Origin of the sequence: Mycolicibacterium elephantis DSM 44368, assembly GCF_004014805.1 — a bacterium.
In the GTDB taxonomy this organism is placed as follows: Bacteria; Actinomycetota; Actinomycetes; order Mycobacteriales; family Mycobacteriaceae; genus Mycobacterium; species Mycobacterium elephantis.
This window is the reverse complement of the sequence record NZ_ATDN01000023.1, coordinates 40768-60997: the sequence shown is the minus strand read 5'-3', so window position 1 is coordinate 60997 and position 20230 is coordinate 40768. Positions and strand designations below refer to the sequence as shown.

Here is a 20230-nt window from a genome sequence, read left to right as displayed (position 1 = left end):
GCGACGGTATCACTCAACCACGCCTGAGGAGCAACAAACATGGACCTGGGTTTGAAAGACGCACGCGTGGTCGTGACCGGCGGGGCCTCGAACATCGGGCGCGGCATCGTCCACGAGTTCGCGACAGAGGGCTCGCGCATCGTCATCAACGACATCGACGAACCCCAGGCCGAGAAGGTGCGTTCCGAGGCGTTGGAGCGCGGCGCGGCCGACGTGCAGGTCGTCATCGCCGATCTGACGAAGCCCGGTGCCGCGGAGAAGGTGATCCAGGCGTCCGTCGACAAATGGGGCGGCATCGACGTCCTGGTGAACAACGCCGGGTGGAGCGTGCCCGGCTTCGTCGCCACGGACACCGACCGCGACAAGTGGCAGCGCACGATCGAGATCAACTTCTTCAGCGCACTGGCCGCCACACAGGCGGCGATCCCCCCGATGAAGGAGGCCGGCGAGGGTGCGCTGGTCTTCATCGCCAGCGACGCCGCGTTCGGGCAGATCCGCCAGGCCGTCTACGGCGCCTCCAAGGCGGCGATGGTGGCGCTGGCCCGCACCACCGCGCGTGAGCACGGCCGGCACGGGATCCGGTCCAACATCGTCTGCCCCGGCCTGGTGATCCCGGAGGGACCGGACGCCGTGGGCGAGAAGAGCCTGTGGTCGGTCGGTCAGGACAACGTCTTCAATCAGAAGCAGATCGACTTCATGCTCAAAGACACCCCGATGCGTCGGCTCACCACCGCCGAGGACGTCGGCCGAGCGGTGCTGTGGTTCGCCTCGCCGCGGGCGGCGCGGCAGGTGACCGGCCAGATGATCTCGGTCAGCGGCGGCTACACCATGCCGTGATCGGGCTGCTTGACCCGCTCGTTGGAGCTGCCGGCCTCCGCCGCTCGCTGCTGCGGCGCCACCAGGAGCTTGGCCAGTAGCGCCACGGTGCTCGCGATACCGCCCACCACGGTCAGCGCCGCCAGGTGCACCAGCCACATCGGCGGGTCCTCGATACCGTGTCGCACCGACAGATAGAGGATGCCCGTGCCGAACAGTCCGGCCGCGAACGCCACCGGCACGATCGGGATCAGCGACAGGTACTCGGCGCCCTTCAGCAGCGGCACCAGCCGGGACACGATGATGCCGCTGACGAGCGCCGACATCGCGTTGGTGAAGCCGAGGAAGATCGGGTAGCCGAACACCACGAACGGCTGGCTGTCCTGGTAGGTGTAGACGCCCAGGATGCTGACGTAGGTCATCTCGGCCGCGATCGCCATCACGACGATGGCCGCGTACATCTGCCACACCGCCCGCGTGCTTGGATGACGCTGCAGGTATCGCGCGACGAACACGGTCGCCCCGCCGTAGAACGCCAGGTACGCGCCGGGGACCCAAATCGGTTGGGAGCTACCGAAAGTGGTGTAGAGATGCCACTGCCCCTCCTCCAGGAACCACAGCCCGTAGAGGTGGTCGAACAGCGGCTCCATCAGGCAGGCCAGCGTGCCGCTGACCGCGACGCACAGCGGCCAGATGGACCGTTCCCGCCGGGCGATGTTGATCACGTAGACCGCGGCCACCGCCGCCAGCCCCCAGGTCAGTACGGTGGCGATCCACTGGCCGACCTCGCTTACCGGCGAATCGATTCCCTCGGTGACGACCGGAGCCATCCACGCCATGAGCGCACCTTCATCTCGTTCGAAATCTATCCCGAGTTAAATTCCTCAACCCCGAAAGATACGCCATATCCCGCGCGGCGGGAACGGTACGACCAACGAGTAGGCGGCAACCCGGGGTCAGGCGGGCGCGGGTTGCGCAGCACGAAGCATCATCGCGTGATGGTAGGTGTCGAACCAGATCTCCTGATAGGTCGAATGCGTGACCCGGCCCTGCGGGTCCTCCCACCGGAACACGCTGTCGCGGAACGAGCAGTTCGGCCACGCCGGAATCGACGCCGCGGCAATGGCTTCCCCTCGGAAGAAGTACTCCTCACCCTTGTCGTCCACCGCGCTGATCTCCTGCCGCACCGCCATGTGTAGCCGCGGATGGTATTCGAGCACGTTACGCCGGACCGAGGTAATGGCCCGGGTTTCGTCGCCGCGCTGAACCCAGGCGAAGTGATGCGAGGGCCGGTCGCCGACGTTGTACAGGCCCTGCCAGGCCGGGTCGGTGTCCAACGGCTCGAAGCTGATCTGGTTGAAGATCAGGTCGGGACCGAAGTACATCGGCGACCACCCCACCGGCGGGCTCGGCACGGCGCCCCGCTTTTCCACCCGCACCTGCCGCCACGACCGGTCGCGCGGGGCATGGCAGTCGATGGGGTACGTCGTACCGTCGAGCACCAACTCCCCGGTCATGTGCATGAACTGTTCACTGCCACCGGGTTGAGTGCCATCGTGGTGGTGTTTCTCCTCCCCCGGCATCACGTGCCCACGGGCCAGAAGCGGCGTCGCGGCCTCGGCTACCACATCGAACGACATCCGGTCGTCGCAGGCGCTATAGCGCAGGGTCGCGGTCTTGCCAGGTGCGGTGAAGTCGATGGCCAGCCCGTTGTCGGTGGTGATGCTGTTGCCCTCGACCGTTGGCCACGGCATGGTCATCTCGTAGTCGAGGAAGGCGATATCGGCGTGCTCGACGTTGTCGGTGCCCTGGAACACACACACGCCGCCCTGGGTCAGCGGGAAGGCGGGCATGTAGCGCACGTAGATGAACGCGCCGATGGCAGCCTCGGGCACGGAGAAGCCGAAGTAGTGGGTGTGGATCGTGTGCGGGTCCCAGCTCTCGGCTTCCGCCGGCAGCGGAAGCAGCAGATCGGTGCTACCGGGATGAGTATGAACAGTCATGTCGCACAGCCTCTTTCAAGTTGATCAATAGATCGCGACCGCCGGTCGCGCACGGGGCTCGGGCACTGCCGCCCGCGAACGTACTATCAGTACTGAATAGGTGTTCATCCGAGAGAATGGGGCCATGGCCGCCGAAAAGTCGTCTGCCGACCTGGCTGCCGGCCAGACCGGTGGTCTGACCCGCACCCAGCGTCAGCAGCAGCGCACCCGCCGGCGTCTGCTCGACGCCGGCCGGGAGTTGATCGCCGCCAACGGCGTGGTCGGCCTTCGGGTGCAAGACGTCACCGAACGCGCCGACGTGGCCCTGGGCTCCTTCTACAACTATTTCGCCTCCAAAGATGTTCTGGTCGAAGCGGTTATCAGCGAGACACTGTCCGATCTGGCCGCCGAGACCGTCACCGGTCTCGACGACGACGCCGACCCGGCGGAGACGGTCGCCACCGCCATCCTGCGCGTAGTGGGTATGGCTCGTCGCGAGCCCGACCTGGCCCGCTTGATCGTCAACATCGCGCATTCGGAAGCCCTGTTCAGTGACGCGCTGCAACCCCCGGCCCGCCTGGCCGTGGAACGCGGCATCGTGTCCGGACGGTTCGTAGTGGCCAACGTTGAAGTGCTGCTGACGGCCGTGATCGGCGGGGCCTTCGCGCTGATTCGCGAGATCCTCGACGGACGCCACGGTCCGCATGCCGAGGAAGCGTTCGCACGCCACGCGCTGAGCTCCCTCGGCATCCGACCGGACGAAGCGCTCACGATCGTCACCCGCGTCGCCACAACGCTCAACGATTGACCTGAGCTACCGTATCGCTTTGTGCTGCAACGCGATTAGTTGCAGTGCCGGCTGATTGCCTGGCCGCCAGGGTGTCTTCGGGGACGCCGAAGATCGCGGCTTTGAGCAGACGCGTCTTGGACTTGATGAACACCTCGTCCTCGGGCCGGGTGACCGCGAACGACAAGATCCACACCGCGGTCAGCGCCAGTCCCACCGTGACAAGCCACGCGAGATGGGTCACGACCAGCGACGCGTTGAGGTTGAGCGCGGTCCAAATCGGCCAGGCGGTGGCGCCGTTGGCGATGCCGTCGGACATCGGGATGAACGCGATGACCAGCGCCATTCGCCAACCCGGCAGATACGGCGTCAACCGGTAGATCAACGCGCCGGCGGTCATCGGCATGACCGGGTTCACGCACACCCACCACAGCGGCAGACCCCAGAAGTTCAGCGGCTGCGGACCGTAGTACTCGTACGCCCCCATCAGCACCCCCGGGCTCTCCAGCCAAATGTTGATGAAGACGTCGATCAGGTACAGCTGGAACAGGCCCTTCCTGGTCACCCCGGTGCTGTAGACCCGGTAGGACAGATAGGCGAGCCCACCGACATACCAGATGTAGACGAAGTTGATGTACAGCGGGAAGTCGCGGCCCATCGCGGAGAACGTGGTGAGCGTCGCGCCCTCGCGGATGTAGCACAGCCCGAGCGTGTCGACGATCGGCTCGAACAGACACGCGATCCCGCCGCCGATCAGACAGAAGGCCAGCAGCGGACCGCGCCCGGTGACCAGGTGCTTGATCGCGAAGAACACACCGAACACCACCGGGATCCCCAGAAAGATCGTGAACAGGATCTCGGCCATGAACGGCACCGGTGTGGTGGGGTGCTCGGGTACCGGCGTTGCGGCCATCAGGTTGTCGATCGTCGTCTGCAAAGTCATCGAAGAGATCCTCAATCTGGTCTGGCGTCTGCTGCCCGATCGGGTGTGAAGCGGACGCGCGGACTGAAGGTGACGCGGCACACACTAACGCCAATCGATTGAAGTATCAATGATGAAAATTGATTCATTTTCGAGGCCGTTCCCCGCACGCCCGGTGCCGTGCATGCAACGATGGTCGGGTGACTGCAGAACCGGTCGGGGTCGGCCGCCGCGAGAGGCGTAAGGCGCGCGCCAGGGAGAAGTTGCTCACCGCCGCGCGTCAGTTGATCGCCGAAAACGGGGTCAGCGCGTTGCGAATCGGCGATGTCACCGACCGCGCCGATCTGGGATTCGGCACCTTCTACACGTACTTCGAGTCCAAAGAAGCACTGGTGGAGGCCGTGGTCGCGGACACGCTGACCGGGCTCGCCAGCTCGATCGGCGCAACCGCCGTGGCGGCCAGCGACGCCGCCCGGGCGGCTGCGGACGCGTACCGGCGGTTCCTCCGTTTCGCCACGTCGGAGCCCGAATTGGCCCGCCTGGTAGTCGAACTCAACCGAGCCGACGCCGCGTTCGAGGACTCCGTGCGGCCATGGGCTCGCGAGACCCTGGAACACGGTTGCGCCAGTGGACAATTCGCTATCGAGGACATCGAGTTGGCGCTGGTGTCGATCAGTGCCGCCGCACTGGCCGCCATCCGCGCCATCCTGTCGGGCCTGCTCGAACCGGGGCCCGAGACCGAATCGCGGGGTGCGGAGATGATGCTGCGCGGATTCGGAGTCGACCCCGAGACCGCGCACAAGATCGCCTGGCTGGGACTGCCCGACATCGACACCGCCTCTTAACGCCACTCGAAACCGCGGTTCCACACCGTCATTCGGTGGTGGAGGGCAGCCCACATCCGGACCACACCTGGCGTTCGACAGGCGCTGGACGCTACGTCCAAACTCGATTTGTGAATCGTTATTGATTTTTAAATCGTGTTGATGCCACGATGGCGGTATGACCTCCCCCACACCTCCGCCCGCGCCCGCAGTGCCCCGTGAGACCGACTACGTCATCATCGGCGCAGGTCACAACGGTTTGACCGCCGGCTGCTATCTGGCGCGAGCCGGTCACCAAGTGACCGTCATCGAAGCCTCCCCGCAGATCGGCGGCATGACGACCACCAACGCCATCCTCGAGAAAGCGCCGAACCACCTGTTCAACGAGGGCGCCATCCAGGCGACGGGGATCTTCGGGCTGTCCGGCATCTCCGAGGAACTGCAGCTGCACAGGTACGGCCTGCGGATGATCCCGGTCGACCCGGCGCACGTCCAGCTCGCACCCGACGGCAGTTCGTTGGCGATCTGGCGCGACGCCAGCAAGACCGCCGACGAACTGCGGCGCTTCTCACCGGCGGATGCCCGGGCCTGGCTCGACCTGGCCAACGCGCTGGCCCCCGCGATGAAAATCGTGGTGGCGTACATGAAGGCACACCCGCTGCGGCCGTTCACCAAGGAGATGGTCACGGCGCTCGCCAACGCCGTACGTCAGCCCAAGCGGCTGTGGTCGCTGCGCAACTTCGCCACCGCGTCGCACACCGAATTCCTGGAAGAGACGTTCGAGTCGGAGCTGCCCAAGGGCGCGCTGGCGGCGATGGCGGCGTTTTCGCAGATGCGGCTGGACATGACGGCCTGGGCGATGATCTACCTGGGCGTGGTGCAGCAGGTACCCAACCTGATGCCGATCGGCGGAACCGGTTCTCTCCCAGCAGCTTTGCATCGCTGCCTGACCGCACACGGCGGTACTGTGCACACCAATTGCCGGGTGCAGGAGCTCGTGATCTCCGGTAATCGGGTCACCGGCGTGCACCTCGACAACGATCAGGTCATCCGTCCACGCAAGGGGGTCCTGAGCACCTGCAATCCGGTGATCACGCTCAACGAGCTCTTGCCGGAGGGTGCGCTTGAGCGCAAATTGGCAGTGCGGGCCAAGGACATTCCGCTTCGCAAGACGCACGCCACGTCGTTGAAGATCAACGTCGCCCTCGACGGCCACGTCTCCATGAAGCGGCATGAGAAGTGGCGCGGCAACGATCTCGATCTGCGCCGCCACCTCGCCGCGTGGCACACCCTCGAAGAGCAGGACGCGGCCTGGAACGCGGTTGTCCGCGGCGAGTGGCCGGACCCGGTTCCGGTGAGCTGCTCGATGATTCCCTCCGCCGTCGACGCGTCCCAGGCACCCGAGGGAGGCAGCACGTTCTATCTGTGGTCCGGGGTGATACCCGTGACGCCCAGAGAACCGTGGGAGGACGTCCGCGACAAGATCGGCGACTCGGTGCTGCGCGACTGCGCCCAGTACTACGAGGGCCTCGACAGCCTGGAGATCGATCGCGCGGTGCTCGGCGGGCCCGACATCGAGGAGCGGTTCAACGCACCCGCTGGCAACGTCTACCACGTCGATCCGCTGATCACCCGGTTCGGCCCGATGAAACCGGCGCCGGGGCTGGGCGCCTACCGCCTGCCGATCGACGGTCTCTACCTCAGCGGCGCCGGGACCCACCCCGTCGGCGGTGTGTGCGGGCTGCCCGGCAAGCTCGCCGCCCAGACGGCCCTGCGGGATTCGGAGAAGTAAGACATGCGACCGGCATCCGGTCTGACGGACACGATCGGTGCGGAATCCACCGATCGTGAGCCCGGCATTGCGTCGGCCGTGGCGAAATCCTTCATCGGAGCGTCGCGTCCACAGTTCTTACCCGGAGCTGGTGCGGCGACCGCTGATCCCAGGCGGGGCGGCGCGGTCACCGTATGGGCCTGCCTCGGCGCGCTCTGGCTGGTCTTCATCGGACAGGTCATGTTCCGCTGGGTCACCAGTACAGACGGATCATTCAGTCCTGCAACGATTCTCGGGCCGAACGAGTACGAAACGTGGCGGCTCGCCGCGATGCGGGTGATCGAGGGCATCAGCGTCGTGATCATGGTCTCGATGGCGTGGTATCCACCGCGTCCGGCCCCGGGCCCGGTTCCTGACCCGCCAGCTGGCGCTCATCGGGTTCTTCGCCTTCTGGGCCGCGATCACGTACTTCCTGCCCTGGAGTTGGCTGTCGGTGAAGGTCGATTCCGATGTCACCCACCTACTTCCGTCGTACATACTGCCGTCGCGGTTGTAGCGGCCTCGCAATCGAACAACCCAATCCAACTACCCGAGGAGAGCCATGGCACTGAAGAATCAGACCGACCCGCAGTGGGCGGCAGGTCAACTCACCGAGGCCATCACCCGGCACGTCGCCCCCACCTCCCCGGTGGAGGTCACCGACGTGACCATCCCCCATTCCAACGGCATGTCCGGGGAGACCGTGCTCTTCGACGCGACGTGGGACGGCATCAAGCACGCCCTGGTGGCGCGGGTGCAGCCCTCCGGTCCGGCGGTATTCCCACGCTACGACCTGCAATTGGAGTTCGAGGTGATGCGGGCGGTCGGTGAGCACAGCGCCGTACCGGTGCCACGGATGCTGTTCAGCGAACCGGATTCGGCATTGCTCGGCGCGCCGTTCATCGTCATGGAACGCGTCGACGGCCGGATACCGTCCGACGATCCGCCGTACACCATCGAAGGCTGGGTCCTCGAGCTGACGCCCGAACAGCAGGCGACCCTGTACGACAACGCGCTGTCGCAGGTCGCGGCCATCCACGCCGTCCACATCGACGCAGCGGGACTGGGCAAGCTGCGCGACCACCCCGAGGCTGGCTTCGACGGACAGCTTCGGTTCTGGGAGAACACCTTTGCATGGGCGGCCAACGGCGAGGCCAATCCGACTGTCGAGCAGGCGCTGGCCTGGATCCGCGAACATCGGCCCACGAGTTCCGGGTCCGAAGTGCTCAACTGGGGCGACGCGCGGATCGGCAACATCATTTTCGACGACCAGCTTCGGGCGGCCGCGGTGCTGGACTGGGAGATGCTCTCGGTGAGCCCGCGTGAACTCGACCTGGGCTGGTGGCAGTTTCTGCAGCGGTACTACACGGAGGGTATCGGCGCGCCGCCGCTGCCGGGATTCTCGACGCCCGAACAGACTCTCGCCCGCTACAGCGAGTTGGCCGGGGTTGCGGTCGACCCGGAACTGGTCGCGTTCTACGAGGTGTTCGCCGCAACCCGGTTGTCCATTCTGATGCACAGGGCCGGCAACATGATGGTGGAGGCGGGGCTTCTTCCGCCAGGAGCACCGATGCGGTTGTCCAACCCCGCGAGCCAGACACTGGCGCGACTGCTCGATCTGCCTGCGCCCGAAGGGGAAACGCAGAGCTTCGTCGGAAACCGCTGAATGGACGTCGTTGCGCACGGTCCGGAGTCTGAACTGCCCCAGACTCCGGACGCCGACGAATGGTGGCAGGACAGCGCGTTCCTGGTCTTCAACGACCGCGACGCGGGCATTGGTGGTGTCTTCCGCATCGGCCATGAACCGAACCACGCCGGCGGCATCGCCGCACTCTGGTTCGGTCTGGTCACTCACGACGGAATCCGGCTCCGCCGCAACACCACCAATGCCCTCGGGAAGGGCGACCGGCTACCCGACGGGTTCGGCGCTCTCGGTGGCCGGTACCGCATCACCCACGACGGGCAGCGCCTGCGCTACCGGGTCGACGATGAGCACTGCCGCGCCGATCTGACGGTCGAGGATTTCTATCCGCGCACCGACTTCTTTCCCAAGAGTTCGGGATCACTGGTCGACGAGTTCGCCAGCTCGCATTTCGAATGCTCGGGCGCGATCACCGGCACGATCGAGCTCGACGATCGCACGTATCAGGTCAACGGCCTGTGCCATCGGGATCGCTCCTGGGGGCTGCGGCGCTGGGACACGCTGCTCAACCACCGCTGGATCCCCGGCACCATCGGGCCCGAGCTGTCCTTCGGCTCCATCGCATGGCACGCCGTCGATGGCAGCATCCGGCAGTTGGGCTACCTGGTCCGCGACGGCGAGATCACCTATGCCGACGATGTCGACATCGTGGTGCATATGGAGGTGGACGGCACCAGCTATCGCGGTGCGGTCGCGACGTGGACGTTCCCCGACGCGGAACCCTTTGTGCTGCACTGTGTGCCATACGATGCGATGGTGTTCGAGCACCATAACGTCGGCGACGTCGATGCCATCTGCGAGATCGAGGTCGATGGCAAACCCGGGTTCTGTGATCTGGCGGTGTCGACCAATCCGCGGCTGGGCAGCGGACCCATCACCGCCGCGGTGCGCGCCGTCACCACCGACGGGCTGAGTCACCAACCCCCCATTTCCGGGCGAGCAGACGCAAAATTGCCCATTTTCCACCTTGGGTTTTGGGGGTGATTGCAGCAGCCACCTAACTGGAGGTTGTTGTGAACCTAAAGGCCTACCCGCAGGTTGTTTGTCAGTTTGAACCGTCCTGGTTCCGCTGGAGACTCTCATCAGCCGGAGAGGATGAGAGCATGGCTGCACAGCGGAAGTACCCGGAGGAGTTGAGGGAGCGGGCAACGAGGATGGCCCTGGATGCGCGGCGGGATCCTGCGACGGCGAGGGGCGCGATCAAGCGGGTCGCCGACCAGTTGGGCGTGCATCCGGAGGCGCTGGGGACCTGGGTCAGGCGGGCAGAGATCGACGGGGGCGACCGGCCGGGCACCGTTAGCGAGGGCGCGGCACGGATCGCCGAGCTTGAACGGGAGAACCGCGAGCTGCGTCGTGCTAATGAGATATTGCGAACGGCGAGTGCGTTTTTCGCGGCGGCGGAGGTCGACCGCCGACTTCGGTGATTGTCGAGTACATCGACGCGCACCGGCAACGGTTCGGGGTCGACCCGATCTGCCGCGTGCTGACCGAGCTGGTCGGCGTGCAGATCGCCCCGTCCAGCTATTACGCCGCCAAGCAGCAGGGGCCGGTGTCGGCGGCCGATCTCGACGACGCCTACGACGCGAACACCCTGTTTGACCTGTGGGTGGCCGATCGCCGGGTCTATGGCGTGCGCAAGCTCTGGCACGCCGCCAAACGCGCAGGTCACGGCTGGGGCCGCGACCGGGTGGCGCGGCTGATGCGGATCGCTGGCATCGACGGTGTCGTGCGTGGTAAGCGCACCACCAAGACGACCGAGCGTGACAAGGACGCCCCGTCGCGGCATCCGGACCTGATCAATCGGGCCTGGTCGGCGCCGACGCGTCCGGATCGTTGGTGGGTGGCGGATTTCACGTATGTCTGGACGCTGCAAGTATTTTGCTACACCGCGTTCTGCGTGGATTTGTTCTCTCGCCGCATCCTGGGATGGCGGGTGATGAGCAGCAAGACCACGGTGCTGGTGACGTCGGTGCTGGAGCAGGCCTTGTTCACCCGGCGCTACGCCGAGTTCCGGTTCACTGCGACGGGTTTGGTGCATCACTGGATGCGGGCAGCCAGTACACCGCGATCGCGTTCACCGAGGCGCTCCGTGACGCCAGCATCGCCGGGTCGATCGGCAGCGTAGCGGACGCCTTGGATAACGCGTTGATGGAATCCGCTGTGGGACTGTATAAGTCGGAGCTGTCGAGAGCCGTCCGGCCTTCACCGGCCGTGCCGAGCTGCAACGGGAAACCGCCTCTTGGGTGCATTGGTATACACGTCCAGGCTGCACTCGTCGATCGGGTACCTTCCACCGATCGAGTACGAGCAAGGCTACCATCGGGCAGTCACCTCGACCGAGGTGGCGTGAGCCGAGAGTCTCCGGCATATTGTCGGCCAGTTCGCCGTCGAGCGCGACGATACGTTTGGCCAGCCGGACCGCTTCCTGTCGGCAGGTAGCGGCGACAGCATCTTCGCGACGGTCACACCAGCTGGCAATAACCTTGAACTGACTGTGCGACAGTGCTTTACGCGCATCAATACCGAGGTCAACCGTACGCAAGAGTGCGGTCAACGCGTTGATCGCACGGGTACGCTCAGCGACCATCTCCTCACGAGCGACCGTCAGAACGCGCAGCACCACCCGCTGACCAGTGGCCCGCGGCCACCGTAGCCGTGAAGTATCGACGGCCACCGAGCGTGCGATGCGGACCGCGTCCAGCGCATCGGTCTTGCCGACACCGCGACGCTCGGCTGCCGGCATCACAGACGGTTCGGCCACCAGCAAACCGGCGTTGGCCACCCGGTCAGCAAATCCCGCCCCGTAGGATCCCACACCCTCGATGACCACCAGCGCCGACTGGCCGCCGACCTGGCCGGTGATCCAGCTCAATGCTCGATCAAGCCCGGCCCGCGAGTTGGGGAACACCGCCCCAGCGATCACCCCGCCAGTCACGGCGGTGACCAGCGCTAACGAGTGGGTGGCGGCGTGGGTGTCGACTCCGATGACAAACGCATACTCCTCTGCGACATGGGCATGGCGACGTGGTGTTCCTTCCAGTAGACGACGTCGTAGCGGCGTCGGGCCGGAAGAAAGCACTTCGAGGCAGGCCTGTAATGGGCCACGACTTCGCGGCAACGAGTCGGGCAGGCTTCTAATCAAGCCACCGAAGCAAGACCGGCCGACGTCGCCGCCCATGACCGGATGGACAGATCCTGGGAAGAGCACCCTTCACGGGGCCAGGCGATTCACGAGTCACACCCAATCAGGACGGCGACACCGATCCTGTCAGCCAGCACCGGGCCAGCCCTGCAAATACTTACAGACGGTTCAGTTTTGGGATCACATCCGTGATGGGATGTCGGCCGCTGATGCGGGTGTGGTTGTCGGCGTGTCGGTCTTTACCGGGCGTAAGTGGTTTGCTGATGCTGGCGGGGTGAGACCGATATTTCCTGCCGACGGCCCACGTAAGCGGCCGACGCTGACCCTGGGCGAGCGTGTGATCATCGATGTGGGCGTCAGGATGGGCAAGTCCATCCGCAAGATCGCCGATGAATTGGGTCGGGCGCCGTCGACGATCATGCGTGAGATCAAGCGAAATGCGTTCTGTTATGGGCGATACCGAGAACGGTATCGCTTCGGTGCGCCAAACAAAGGCGGCCGCGACGCCAAGCCACGCTACAACGCCGCCGGGGCGCAGGCCCGCGCCCAGCAGCGGGCGCGCCGGCCGAAGCCGCGCAAGCTGGCGGCCAATGAGAAATTGCACGATGAGGTGCAGACTCGGCTGAAGGACAAACACAGCTCCGAGCAGATCGCCCAACGGCTGGTGCTGGACTTTCCCGACGATGCGGAGATGCGGGTGTCAGACGAAACCATCTATCAGTCGATCTACGTGCAGGGCAACGGCAACCTGCATCGTGAACTGCACCAATGCCTGCGTACTGGGCGGGCACTGCGCAAACCGCAACGGCGCCCCGACGAGCGTCGGGGTCGCATCCGCGACATGGTCCACATCAGCGAACGCCCACCCGAAGTCGAGGACCGCGCCGTGCCCGGGCATTGGGAGGGCGAAGTTATTGTGGACGCCGAGGGCAAGTCGGCGATCGGCACCTTGGTCGAGCGGATGACCCGCTTCGTCATCCTGCTGCACCTGCCTGCTGACCACGACGCGGTTGCGGTGCAGGACGCGATCGTGGCGAAAATGGCTGTACTGCCAGCGATCCTGTGCAAAACCCTGACCTGGCATCAGGGCCGCGAGATGGCCAACCACGCCGCCATCGCCGCCGCGACCGACCTGGACATCTACTTCTGCGATCCGCACTCGCCATGGCAACGCGGCAGCAACGAAAACACCAACGGCTTGCTCCGCCAATACTTTGCTAAAGGCACCGATCTATCGGTCTTGCCCGCCGACTACCTCGACTACGTCGCCATGCAACTGAACACCCGACCCCGCAAGACTCTGGGCTGGAAGAAACCCGCCGAAGTCCTCGACGAACTACTCTCAGACCCGCCCCAACCACCCACTGCTGCAATCACCGCGTGAAACCGCCCACGAATTTTGGGCAGTTTTGCGTCCGCTCGCCAGTCTAGGGGGACCGGCTAGCTGTAGCAGGGTCCGCCGCCGGGCGGGCTGCACGATGCCGGGCCGAGCACCATCCAACTGAGGTCCATCCACGGCGGCGACAGCCAGGTTCTGGTGGGTTCGATGAGAAAGCGCAGCGGGCCGCGTTCGCAGTAGGTGAAGTTGTCCGGTGTCACCGCGCAGGTAGTTCCCTGGTGGGTGATGGAACTGCGCGGCGGCAACGGCTGCTGCGCCTGCGTCGGGGGAAACCGCACGGCCATCGACCAGTCGTAGTGCACCGCGCGGTCACCGTCGATCCAACCGATGTGGGTGGTCGCGGCCGGAGCACCCGGGATCGGCCCCGCACAACCGAAGTTGCCCAGACCCCAGATGCCGCAGGACTGCCCGGTCGGGGCCCTGAACCAGATTCCGCCCGGAAGCACGAAAGCGTTGGGATCCAACCGGTCGTAGTACCGGATGTCCGGCCACGGCTCTGCCTGGGGGACAGACTCTTCGGGCTCGGCGAGCGCAGGGCCTGCCGTTGCGAGCGCCGCCGTGATCGCACCCGCGATCGCCAATACCAGCTTCATGGCCGGCTTCATAGCCCGGCACCTCCGCATGTCCGTCGAGTTCGTGATCATGTGACCCGCCGCGTGATGCCGTAGCAGGCGGCATTGCCGAGGTCGAGGGTGTTCTGGCAGATCACCTCGCCTCGGTAGATGATCCTGACCGTGACCCAGTTGGCGGGATAGGCGTTCGGCCGCCAGTCGGCGCGCACCTGGCTACCCCCCGGCGGCGGCCCCAGCGGGTCGCGCATGCGGACGTCCGCGCGCCACGGCAGCGGAGCCCACGCCGCGAATCGCCGCCCGGTGTCGTCCTGCCACTGGATGTTCGCCGCTCCGATCCGATCGGACACCACCTCGTAGGTGATCGACTCCTCGGTGACCGCATCGTCGGCCCGCGCAGCAGAAGCGGAAACGGCGACAGTGCTGGCGCACAACGTAGTTGCGCCGGCAACCAACGCGACGCTGCGGCGAACCCAAGGCCTGCTCATGGGCCCACCATCACGACAACGGCGAGACTGTAGCCCGACTCCGGTTCGTAGAGCATGCTGACCCCGTAGTCGGTGTACCCGCAGTCGGACAGGGCCTGGTACCCCTCGATCAGCACGCCCTTGATTGCGTCGGTTTCGGTCCTACCCGCACCTTGAAGCGACATCACCATGGTGCCTTCGATCCCCAGGTCCTTGGCGATCGCCGTCGGGTGCGGGTCGTCGGCGGGGATGTTCTCCGCGGTGAAATTCATGTAGTCGTGCGTCGATCGGTTGACGATGTCCGCGGCATGCTCGGCCTTCGGATTGTAATGCATTGCACCGCAAGGGGCGCCCGCCCGTGCCGAGTTGACCGCCTCGGCCAGCGCCGGATGCGGATCGGCCGCGCCGGACGGCATCCCGAGCCACCCGGCGGCAGCGAACGTCACGACAGTGGCGGCCATGGTTACCTTCCGGCGGTAGACCGCCGACCATTCAGCGTCAATCGCAGACATGGGACCTACTGATCTTGTTACCCATACGTTGTGCATGCAGGAATGACGGTCCGGTGAACCATGTCGGTTGGCGGGCCTTCAATCCGTTGCTCACGTTCGACAACTGCTGCCACAGTGCGTAGAAGGCATCCCCCTGATAGATGGGGAAGTACATGTCTCCCGCGGAGTCGTAGGCCTGGGTCAGCGCCTGCGCCCGCGGCGTCATGAATGCCAGCGACTGATCGAGGTTGGCTACCACGACGTCGAAGCGCTGGCGCACCTCGGGGGCATCGAAACTGCCGTTGTGCCGGATGATGGCGTTGTTCAGGGCCTCGATCTGGTCTTTGAGTTCGAAGAACTGGGCATTGAACCACTGGCACAGCTCCCGTTCGGCGGTGATGTCCCGCTCGGTGACGAAGTGCCGAAGCTGGTCGTACGGGAACGGATACTTCGGCTCCCAGTCACTGGGAGCGGGTACGATGACCGGAAGCGGCTGCGGCAGACCGTCGTGATCGGGAAGCGGCTGTGCGCCAGCCGAAGCGGTGGGGAGCAGCGCTCCCGCCAGCGCTACGGCAACCGTCGCGGCTGCGAGTCCGATGCGTCGCACCGCGGCTACTTTCCGAGGGCAGCGTCGATACCGCCGACATCCGTGATCTGCCAATCGTTGTTGCTGTCCAGCGTCACGCTGTAGGTGGCGGTGGACTGCAGGCCGTCCGGCGCCTGCATCGTCTTGGTCAGTACGCTGACGAACGCGTCGACGACGTAGATCCCGTTTGACTCCGAGCGCACCTTCGCGGTCAGCGGGCGTGCACTCGACTTCCATTGCAGCGGTGTGAGGATCTCCTGGATCGACCCCGCGGCCGTGGCCAACTTCTCGTTCAGCTCCGGCGATGTTCTGTTGACCAGCTTGACCTTCCACTCCTCGAAGTCCTGGTAGTCCATCTGGGCAGCGTTGACCGCGTAATCCAGCGCGGCCTCTTCGGCGTGCTTGCGCTGCTCGTCCGCACGCGCCTCGGCGCTCAACTTGTTCGATGCGCCGATGTACAGCCAAGACAGTACGCCGACCGCCACGGCCAGGACGGTGATGACCGAGCCAATGGCGAGGCTCTTCAGTGAGATCGAGACCTGGCGTCCCTTCTTCACCTCGCGAGAGGTGTCGCCGGCTTCGGCTATGGTCTCGACGCTGTCGGCGGTCGATCCCCCTGTGTCGTCGGTGCTTTCGGGCTTTTCAGTGTCGGTGGTCGACATCGTCTCTCCTCATTACCTATGTGCTTTACCTATGTGCTCTATCAGTTTTCAGCGGTCTGGGATGGTGACACGCAGTGTGATCGCACCCTCTTCCGGTATCCCGGACAGCGCGTTGTCCAGTAGCCGCCCCGTGTCGAAGTTCATCAGGGCGCCGCCGATTCCGCTGAACTGGGGAGTCAACGCCTGCGCCAGGACCTTCACATCGGGACCCCGTGAATCCAGGAAGGCCTGGATGCGCGCGAGGAACTTGCCGAACAGGTCCATGTTCTCGGGGGTGTTCCAGGCGATGGTGTTCATCATGCCGCGGAATGTGCCTGCGACACCGTCGCCTGCCGCGCGGGCCTGGGGGGCGATGTCGGCCAGCGTCGGTCCCACCCAGTCGGAGTTCTGCAACAGGGTCTGGAAGTTGGCGAGCACTTCCTGTCCCCTGCCGTCCATGCTCACCGTCATGTTTCTGAGCAGCTGACTGGCTCGGACCAGATTCGGTAGCAGCCGATCCGGATCGGGAAGCGCCAGGTCCGCTTCGTTGACCGTGCGCTCGAGTTGGCCGGGATCCAGTTGGTTGAGGACGCGGACCACACTGGTGGACAGCTCTGAGATGGATGGTGCAACCACCACCTGCGCCGCGGCGATGTGTTGCCCGTCCTTGAGGACAGGTCCCTCATCGGTGCGGGGAATCAATCCGACGTAAGTTTCGCCCAGCGCGGACAGATTGTCCAGCCGGACATCGGTGTCGACCGGGACGCGATGATTTCGGTCGACGTAGAAGTGGACAGTGGCGTTGCCGACCGACGTCTCGACCGCGGTGACCTTGCCCACCGGCACGCCGCGCAACAACACCCGTGAGCCTGCGACCAGGCCCTTGACGTCGGGCACGTCCATGGAGATGTCGATCCGGTCGTCCGGCGCGCCAGCGTGTAACCTGAACGAGGCGATGTAGCTGACCGTGACCACCACGATCACCGCGAACGCGGCGAACGAGAGTACGTTCTTGACCGTTCTCATGGCATCGCCCCCAGGATCCGCAGAACGTCTTCGACGTTTCCGATCAGTTCGCGGCCATCCGGTGTCTTTATCGAGGTGATGTTGATCGCCGGGTTCTTGTCCTGGGGAAGCCAGTAATCAAGGAACAGCTTCCGCCAGGCCGGCACCTCGGATTCGACATTCCATTTCGTCTGCTGAACCGCGCCCATCGCATCGGCAAGTGAATTCAGCAACGGGACCAGCCAGTAACCTCCGCTGTAGATGCTGCCGATCGAGGGCAGCACCGTTCCGATGTAGGCTGCCGCCTGCGTCGCCCGGTCGAAACCGACCATGCCGGCAGGGGAGAACCAGTACTTGTACACCTCCTGGTTCTGACGCATCACCTCAGCGGTGCCTGCGACGCCATCGAGCCAGAGGTCGACCGTCTCGATGTTGTTGGAGAGATCGGCCAGGTCGACCGTGACCCGTTCCACCATCCCGCGCAGTTCCTCGGTGCGGGCGGGGGTGACCCTGTTGATTTGGAGGATGGATTTCTGAATCCGCTGAATCGAGCCGCTACCGACGAAGTTGGCCAGGTTTGCGAGCGTATCCTCAAGCTGTGGCGGCGAGGTGGTCTGCGCCAACGGAACTCGCTCACCGGGTCGCAGGGCCGGAATGTTGGCGTCACCGAACGAGGTGCGCTCGAGCGCCACGTACGTGTCGCCGAGCACCGTCGACTGCTGAAGTGTCGCGTGGATATCGGCAGGCACCGCGACGTTCTGTTCGATGCGCGCGATGACGTCGACGCGGTTGCCCTTGAGCTCAATGCGGTCGACGGTCCCCGCCACCGTGCCGTCGAGCACGACCTTGGCCCGGTCGGGCAGGTTCAGCACGTTGTCGAACTCGAGGACGGCGTCATAGCCGTTCCCGCCCTTGGCCCCTGGCTGTGGCAACGAGTTGACGCTGATCGACGCGCACGACGACAACAGCACGGCAAGCGCCGCACCCACGGCTGTTGTCCAGATCCGCCGCATCATCGCTGATTCGCCTGCATCAGGACGTACTGCAGCAGTGCGACGTCGACGGCGTACGGTATTCCGTTCACGTCGGCACAGCTCCCCGGCATGGTGCTGTTCATGAAACCGCAGAGCGCCAGACCGTTGTGTGCTCGTACCCGGAACATCGGTGGTCGATAGGCGATGTTGAAGATGTTTAGGTGCCGCTCGTTGTAGTGGTTCGCGATGGAGTTGATCCACCACGGCACCGGATCCAGCAGCCCCGCAAGGGCGGTGGCATGCGGAGTGACTTTCCGGACCGTCGCGCTCAGCGTGTCCAGGGTCAGCTGCGTTTCATCGCCGAGGCGGGTCTCCACCACCGCGACCGCCTCGATCAGCGGGCCGAGGTTGCCGATGTCGGTCGTGCCGGTCAACCGGGTCGTTCCGTCCAGCGCTGTGGCGACATCGCCGGTGGTGGTCCGGGCGTCCAGGAGGATCTCCTTCAGCGGTCCCCTCATATCCTTCAGCGCCGTGGTCAGCTCGGCGAGGTTCTGGATGATCGAGCCGATGTCGCTGATCGACTCGTCGGGGCTGTCGAGAAGAGCCGATGTCCTCGTGACGAGTTCACCCACAGCTGCGCCGTTGTCGTGTGCGAGCTGATCGATACCGCGGACGGTGTCGGCGATATTGGTCGATCCGTCAGGGCTGATCGCGTCGATGAACGTGTCTGCCGAACCGATGACCTCCGACAACGTCTTGGGAGACATCGACCGGTCCAGCGGTACACACCCGCCCGGCTCCAATCGTGGGCCGTCGATGTAGTTGCCGACCAGCTCAAGGGATCGGTCGGCGAGGATCGACGGGGATCGGATCACCGCTTTGACATCCTCTGGCAGGGGCCGGTCCTCGGTGACCGTGAAATCGACGCGCACGCTTTGCGATCCAGCGGTAATGCCGGTGACTTCACCGATCCGGTAGCCCATCTGGGTGACCGGATTGTCGACATAGAGACCGATGCTGTCCGGCATCATCGCGCAATAGGCCACCTTCGCGGCACTCCCCGCGGCGGTACCGCAGGAGGTTGCCGCAGCGGCGACCGTCGCGGCCGCCGCTAGCACCGTGGCCGTGTGTGTCCATCTGCGAGTTGAGGCACCACCCATCAGCACGGACTCCCCGGCATCGGGATGCACAGATCCGTGGCGAGTAGCTCCGGCCTGGCGTTCTGCGCGTCCAACACCCGCTCGATCTTGTTCCGGATGCGCCGCAGCCGCGGAATGATCCGGCTGTTGTTGTCTGCCCATCTTCTGAACCTGTCCTGCCATTCGCGGACCTTTTCGATGAACTCCTCGCGGTGGTTCACCCAGAACCTCCCAAACGGCTCCAGGAAGGCGTCGCCGATGTCGCCCATCCCGGCCAGCGCGCCGCTGAAGCCCTTGCCGTATATGACGAGCGTCTGCTCGAGAGTGGCGATCTTCGACACGAGTTCTTGGAGTTTTCCTTTGAACTGGCTGAGCTCGCGGATGTATTCGTGTGATATGGAGAGGATTTCGGAGATCTGGCCGCGTTGCTTCTCAATAGTGGTCGTCAGGGCATTGCCCGCGTCGATGATCGCCGACAGGGTGTCGACGTTCGTCCCCCGCAGACCCTGTTGAAGTTGGTTCAGCGATTCGTTGATGGGCTTTGGGTCGACGCGGTCCGTGACCTTCGTCGCGTCTGTCAGCGCCTGCATCAGGTTGTAGGGAGCGTCGACGCGTTTTGCCGGAATCGGGTTGTTGCCCAGCGGTCTATCGCCCAGCGAGATGAGGTTGACGTAGTAGCCGCCGACCACCGTGAGCATGCGCACCTGGACCTGCGACTGGTCTCCGACGAACGCGTCGCCGTCGACCGTGGCGCGCACCCGCACCTGCTCGGGTTCCATCGCGAGGTCCTTCACCTTACCGACGGTGATCCCGGCGATGCGTACGTCGTCGCCCTGACGAATGGCAGCAGCGTCGGTGGTGTAGAAGACAACCGTCTGCTCCCCCGGTGGGCTGATGTAGACGACGGCCGCGGCGACGGCCACTACCGCCACCATCACCAATGCGGTGATACCCCAGAACACATGGCTGGACAA

At 64.9% G+C, this 20230-nt stretch carries 19 protein-coding genes, 2 pseudogenes and 1 other annotated feature; of the genes and pseudogenes, 8 read left to right on the top strand and 13 right to left on the bottom strand.

What is annotated here, in order from left to right; translation table 11 throughout:
- Positions 1 to 39: 39 nt before the first annotated feature.
- Positions 40 to 837 (top strand): SDR family NAD(P)-dependent oxidoreductase, encoded by a 798-nt coding sequence (locus tag MELE44368_RS16370; protein WP_128109428.1) that lies wholly within the window; start codon positions 40 to 42, stop codon positions 835 to 837.
- Here MELE44368_RS16370 and MELE44368_RS16365 read toward each other — a convergent pair.
- Together MELE44368_RS16365 and MELE44368_RS16360 are read right to left on the bottom strand one after the other, a co-directional pair.
- On the bottom strand, positions 822 to 1655 hold the full coding sequence (locus MELE44368_RS16365; protein ID WP_241566658.1) for a hypothetical protein: 834 nt from the start codon (positions 1653 to 1655) through the stop codon (positions 822 to 824). The two genes, MELE44368_RS16370 and MELE44368_RS16365, sit on opposite strands and share 16 nt — an antisense overlap.
- Positions 1656 to 1772: 117 nt before the next feature.
- Positions 1773 to 2819, bottom strand: coding sequence for a DUF7064 domain-containing protein (locus tag MELE44368_RS16360; protein ID WP_128109427.1), 1047 nt, complete (start codon positions 2817 to 2819; stop codon positions 1773 to 1775).
- A 124-nt stretch (positions 2820 to 2943) separates the two neighbouring features.
- Between MELE44368_RS16360 and MELE44368_RS16355 the strand changes: the two genes are divergently transcribed.
- Positions 2944 to 3606, top strand: a complete 663-nt coding sequence (locus tag MELE44368_RS16355; protein ID WP_128109426.1) for a TetR/AcrR family transcriptional regulator — start codon at positions 2944 to 2946, stop codon at positions 3604 to 3606.
- Here MELE44368_RS16355 and MELE44368_RS16350 read toward each other — a convergent pair.
- A complete protein-coding gene (locus tag MELE44368_RS16350) occupies positions 3596 to 4528 on the bottom strand; it encodes a hypothetical protein (RefSeq protein ID WP_128109425.1) in 933 nt (310 codons plus the stop codon). The two genes, MELE44368_RS16355 and MELE44368_RS16350, sit on opposite strands and share 11 nt — an antisense overlap.
- Before the next feature lie 179 nt (positions 4529 to 4707).
- On the opposite strand from MELE44368_RS16350, the gene MELE44368_RS16345 reads away from it, so the two are divergent.
- The 5 genes and pseudogenes from MELE44368_RS16345 to MELE44368_RS16325 all read left to right on the top strand — a co-directional run bounded on the left by MELE44368_RS16345 (position 4708) and on the right by MELE44368_RS16325 (position 11193).
- On the top strand, positions 4708 to 5352 hold the full coding sequence (locus MELE44368_RS16345) for a TetR/AcrR family transcriptional regulator (protein ID WP_241566657.1): 645 nt from the start codon (positions 4708 to 4710) through the stop codon (positions 5350 to 5352).
- A gap of 157 nt (positions 5353 to 5509) precedes the next feature.
- Positions 5510 to 7123 carry a phytoene desaturase family protein gene (locus tag MELE44368_RS16340; RefSeq protein WP_128109424.1) on the top strand — a complete coding sequence of 538 codons (1614 nt, stop codon included), beginning with the start codon at positions 5510 to 5512 and terminating at the stop codon, positions 7121 to 7123.
- 580 nt (positions 7124 to 7703) lie between these two features.
- On the top strand, positions 7704 to 8807 hold the full coding sequence (locus tag MELE44368_RS16335) for a phosphotransferase family protein (RefSeq protein ID WP_128109423.1): 1104 nt from the start codon (positions 7704 to 7706) through the stop codon (positions 8805 to 8807).
- The gene (locus MELE44368_RS16330; RefSeq protein ID WP_206613785.1) at positions 8808 to 9827 is read left to right on the top strand and encodes a DUF7064 domain-containing protein; all 1020 of its coding nucleotides are present in this window, start codon (positions 8808 to 8810) and stop codon (positions 9825 to 9827) included.
- Positions 9828 to 9946: 119 nt separating this feature from the next.
- Positions 9947 to 11193 (top strand): annotated as a pseudogene (locus tag MELE44368_RS16325) (IS3 family transposase).
- Positions 10225 to 10359, top strand: a sequence feature (AL1L pseudoknot). Its footprint overlaps the pseudogene before it by 135 nt.
- A gap of 195 nt (positions 11194 to 11388) precedes the next feature.
- Here MELE44368_RS16325 and MELE44368_RS16320 read toward each other — a convergent pair.
- Positions 11389 to 12021 (bottom strand): annotated as a pseudogene (locus MELE44368_RS16320) (IS110 family transposase); the annotation flags it as partial.
- 160 nt (positions 12022 to 12181) lie between these two features.
- Here MELE44368_RS16320 and MELE44368_RS16315 point away from each other — a divergent pair.
- Positions 12182 to 13369, top strand: a complete 1188-nt coding sequence (locus MELE44368_RS16315) for an IS30 family transposase (RefSeq protein ID WP_206613784.1) — start codon at positions 12182 to 12184, stop codon at positions 13367 to 13369.
- Between the two features lie 56 nt (positions 13370 to 13425).
- Here the strand turns inward: MELE44368_RS16315 and MELE44368_RS16310 are convergent, their stop codons facing one another.
- From MELE44368_RS16310 to MELE44368_RS16270, 9 genes are read right to left on the bottom strand one after another with little or no spacing between them, the layout of a single operon-like run.
- Entirely contained in the window at positions 13426 to 13977 is a 552-nt protein-coding gene (locus MELE44368_RS16310) for a hypothetical protein (RefSeq protein WP_128109422.1), read from the bottom strand.
- 47 nt (positions 13978 to 14024) lie between these two features.
- The gene (locus MELE44368_RS16305; protein ID WP_241566656.1) at positions 14025 to 14441 is read right to left on the bottom strand and encodes a hypothetical protein; all 417 of its coding nucleotides are present in this window, start codon (positions 14439 to 14441) and stop codon (positions 14025 to 14027) included.
- On the bottom strand, positions 14438 to 14881 hold the full coding sequence (locus tag MELE44368_RS16300) for a hypothetical protein (protein ID WP_241566655.1): 444 nt from the start codon (positions 14879 to 14881) through the stop codon (positions 14438 to 14440). Before MELE44368_RS16300 ends, MELE44368_RS16305 begins: the two co-directional genes overlap by 4 nt.
- Before the next feature lie 37 nt (positions 14882 to 14918).
- Positions 14919 to 15518 carry a hypothetical protein gene (locus MELE44368_RS16295; RefSeq protein ID WP_241566654.1) on the bottom strand — a complete coding sequence of 200 codons (600 nt, stop codon included), beginning with the start codon at positions 15516 to 15518 and terminating at the stop codon, positions 14919 to 14921.
- A gap of 5 nt (positions 15519 to 15523) precedes the next feature.
- Entirely contained in the window at positions 15524 to 16159 is a 636-nt protein-coding gene (locus MELE44368_RS16290) for a hypothetical protein (RefSeq protein WP_128109421.1), read from the bottom strand.
- 48 nt (positions 16160 to 16207) lie between these two features.
- Positions 16208 to 17164 (bottom strand): MlaD family protein, encoded by a 957-nt coding sequence (locus tag MELE44368_RS16285; protein WP_128109420.1) that lies wholly within the window; start codon positions 17162 to 17164, stop codon positions 16208 to 16210.
- Positions 17161 to 18156 (bottom strand): MlaD family protein, encoded by a 996-nt coding sequence (locus MELE44368_RS16280; protein ID WP_206613783.1) that lies wholly within the window; start codon positions 18154 to 18156, stop codon positions 17161 to 17163. Before MELE44368_RS16280 ends, MELE44368_RS16285 begins: the two co-directional genes overlap by 4 nt.
- Positions 18156 to 19307, bottom strand: a complete 1152-nt coding sequence (locus MELE44368_RS16275) for an MlaD family protein (RefSeq protein ID WP_409366133.1) — start codon at positions 19305 to 19307, stop codon at positions 18156 to 18158. The genes MELE44368_RS16280 and MELE44368_RS16275 overlap by 1 nt, the downstream gene beginning before the upstream one ends.
- Positions 19277 to 20191, bottom strand: a complete 915-nt coding sequence (locus tag MELE44368_RS16270) for an MlaD family protein (RefSeq protein ID WP_128109577.1) — start codon at positions 20189 to 20191, stop codon at positions 19277 to 19279. The genes MELE44368_RS16275 and MELE44368_RS16270 overlap by 31 nt, the downstream gene beginning before the upstream one ends.
- Positions 20192 to 20230 lie beyond the last annotated feature (39 nt).

Excerpts from the sequence above, each read along its gene's own strand:
- MELE44368_RS16350 (WP_128109425.1), bottom strand. The coding sequence starts at position 4,528 with ATGACTTTGCAGACGACGATCGACAACCTGATGGCCGCAACGCCGGTA.
- MELE44368_RS16340 (WP_128109424.1), top strand. The coding sequence starts at position 5,510 with ATGACCTCCCCCACACCTCCGCCCGCGCCCGCAGTGCCCCGTGAGACC.
- MELE44368_RS16365 (WP_241566658.1), bottom strand. The coding sequence starts at position 1,655 with ATGGCGTGGATGGCTCCGGTCGTCACCGAGGGAATCGATTCGCCGGTA.
- MELE44368_RS16360 (WP_128109427.1), bottom strand. The coding sequence starts at position 2,819 with ATGACTGTTCATACTCATCCCGGTAGCACCGATCTGCTGCTTCCGCTG.
- MELE44368_RS16305 (WP_241566656.1), bottom strand. The coding sequence starts at position 14,441 with ATGAGCAGGCCTTGGGTTCGCCGCAGCGTCGCGTTGGTTGCCGGCGCA.
- MELE44368_RS16335 (WP_128109423.1), top strand. The coding sequence starts at position 7,704 with ATGGCACTGAAGAATCAGACCGACCCGCAGTGGGCGGCAGGTCAACTC.
- MELE44368_RS16330 (WP_206613785.1), top strand. The coding sequence starts at position 8,808 with ATGGACGTCGTTGCGCACGGTCCGGAGTCTGAACTGCCCCAGACTCCG.
- MELE44368_RS16280 (WP_206613783.1), bottom strand. The coding sequence starts at position 18,156 with ATGCGGCGGATCTGGACAACAGCCGTGGGTGCGGCGCTTGCCGTGCTG.
- MELE44368_RS16270 (WP_128109577.1), bottom strand. The coding sequence starts at position 20,191 with ATGGTGGCGGTAGTGGCCGTCGCCGCGGCCGTCGTCTACATCAGCCCA.
- MELE44368_RS16370 (WP_128109428.1), top strand. The coding sequence starts at position 40 with ATGGACCTGGGTTTGAAAGACGCACGCGTGGTCGTGACCGGCGGGGCC.
- MELE44368_RS16290 (WP_128109421.1), bottom strand. The coding sequence starts at position 16,159 with ATGTCGACCACCGACACTGAAAAGCCCGAAAGCACCGACGACACAGGG.
- MELE44368_RS16285 (WP_128109420.1), bottom strand. The coding sequence starts at position 17,164 with ATGAGAACGGTCAAGAACGTACTCTCGTTCGCCGCGTTCGCGGTGATC.
- MELE44368_RS16300 (WP_241566655.1), bottom strand. The coding sequence starts at position 14,881 with ATGGCCGCCACTGTCGTGACGTTCGCTGCCGCCGGGTGGCTCGGGATG.
- MELE44368_RS16315 (WP_206613784.1), top strand. The coding sequence starts at position 12,182 with ATGTCGGCCGCTGATGCGGGTGTGGTTGTCGGCGTGTCGGTCTTTACC.
- MELE44368_RS16355 (WP_128109426.1), top strand. The coding sequence starts at position 2,944 with ATGGCCGCCGAAAAGTCGTCTGCCGACCTGGCTGCCGGCCAGACCGGT.
- MELE44368_RS16310 (WP_128109422.1), bottom strand. The coding sequence starts at position 13,977 with ATGAAGCTGGTATTGGCGATCGCGGGTGCGATCACGGCGGCGCTCGCA.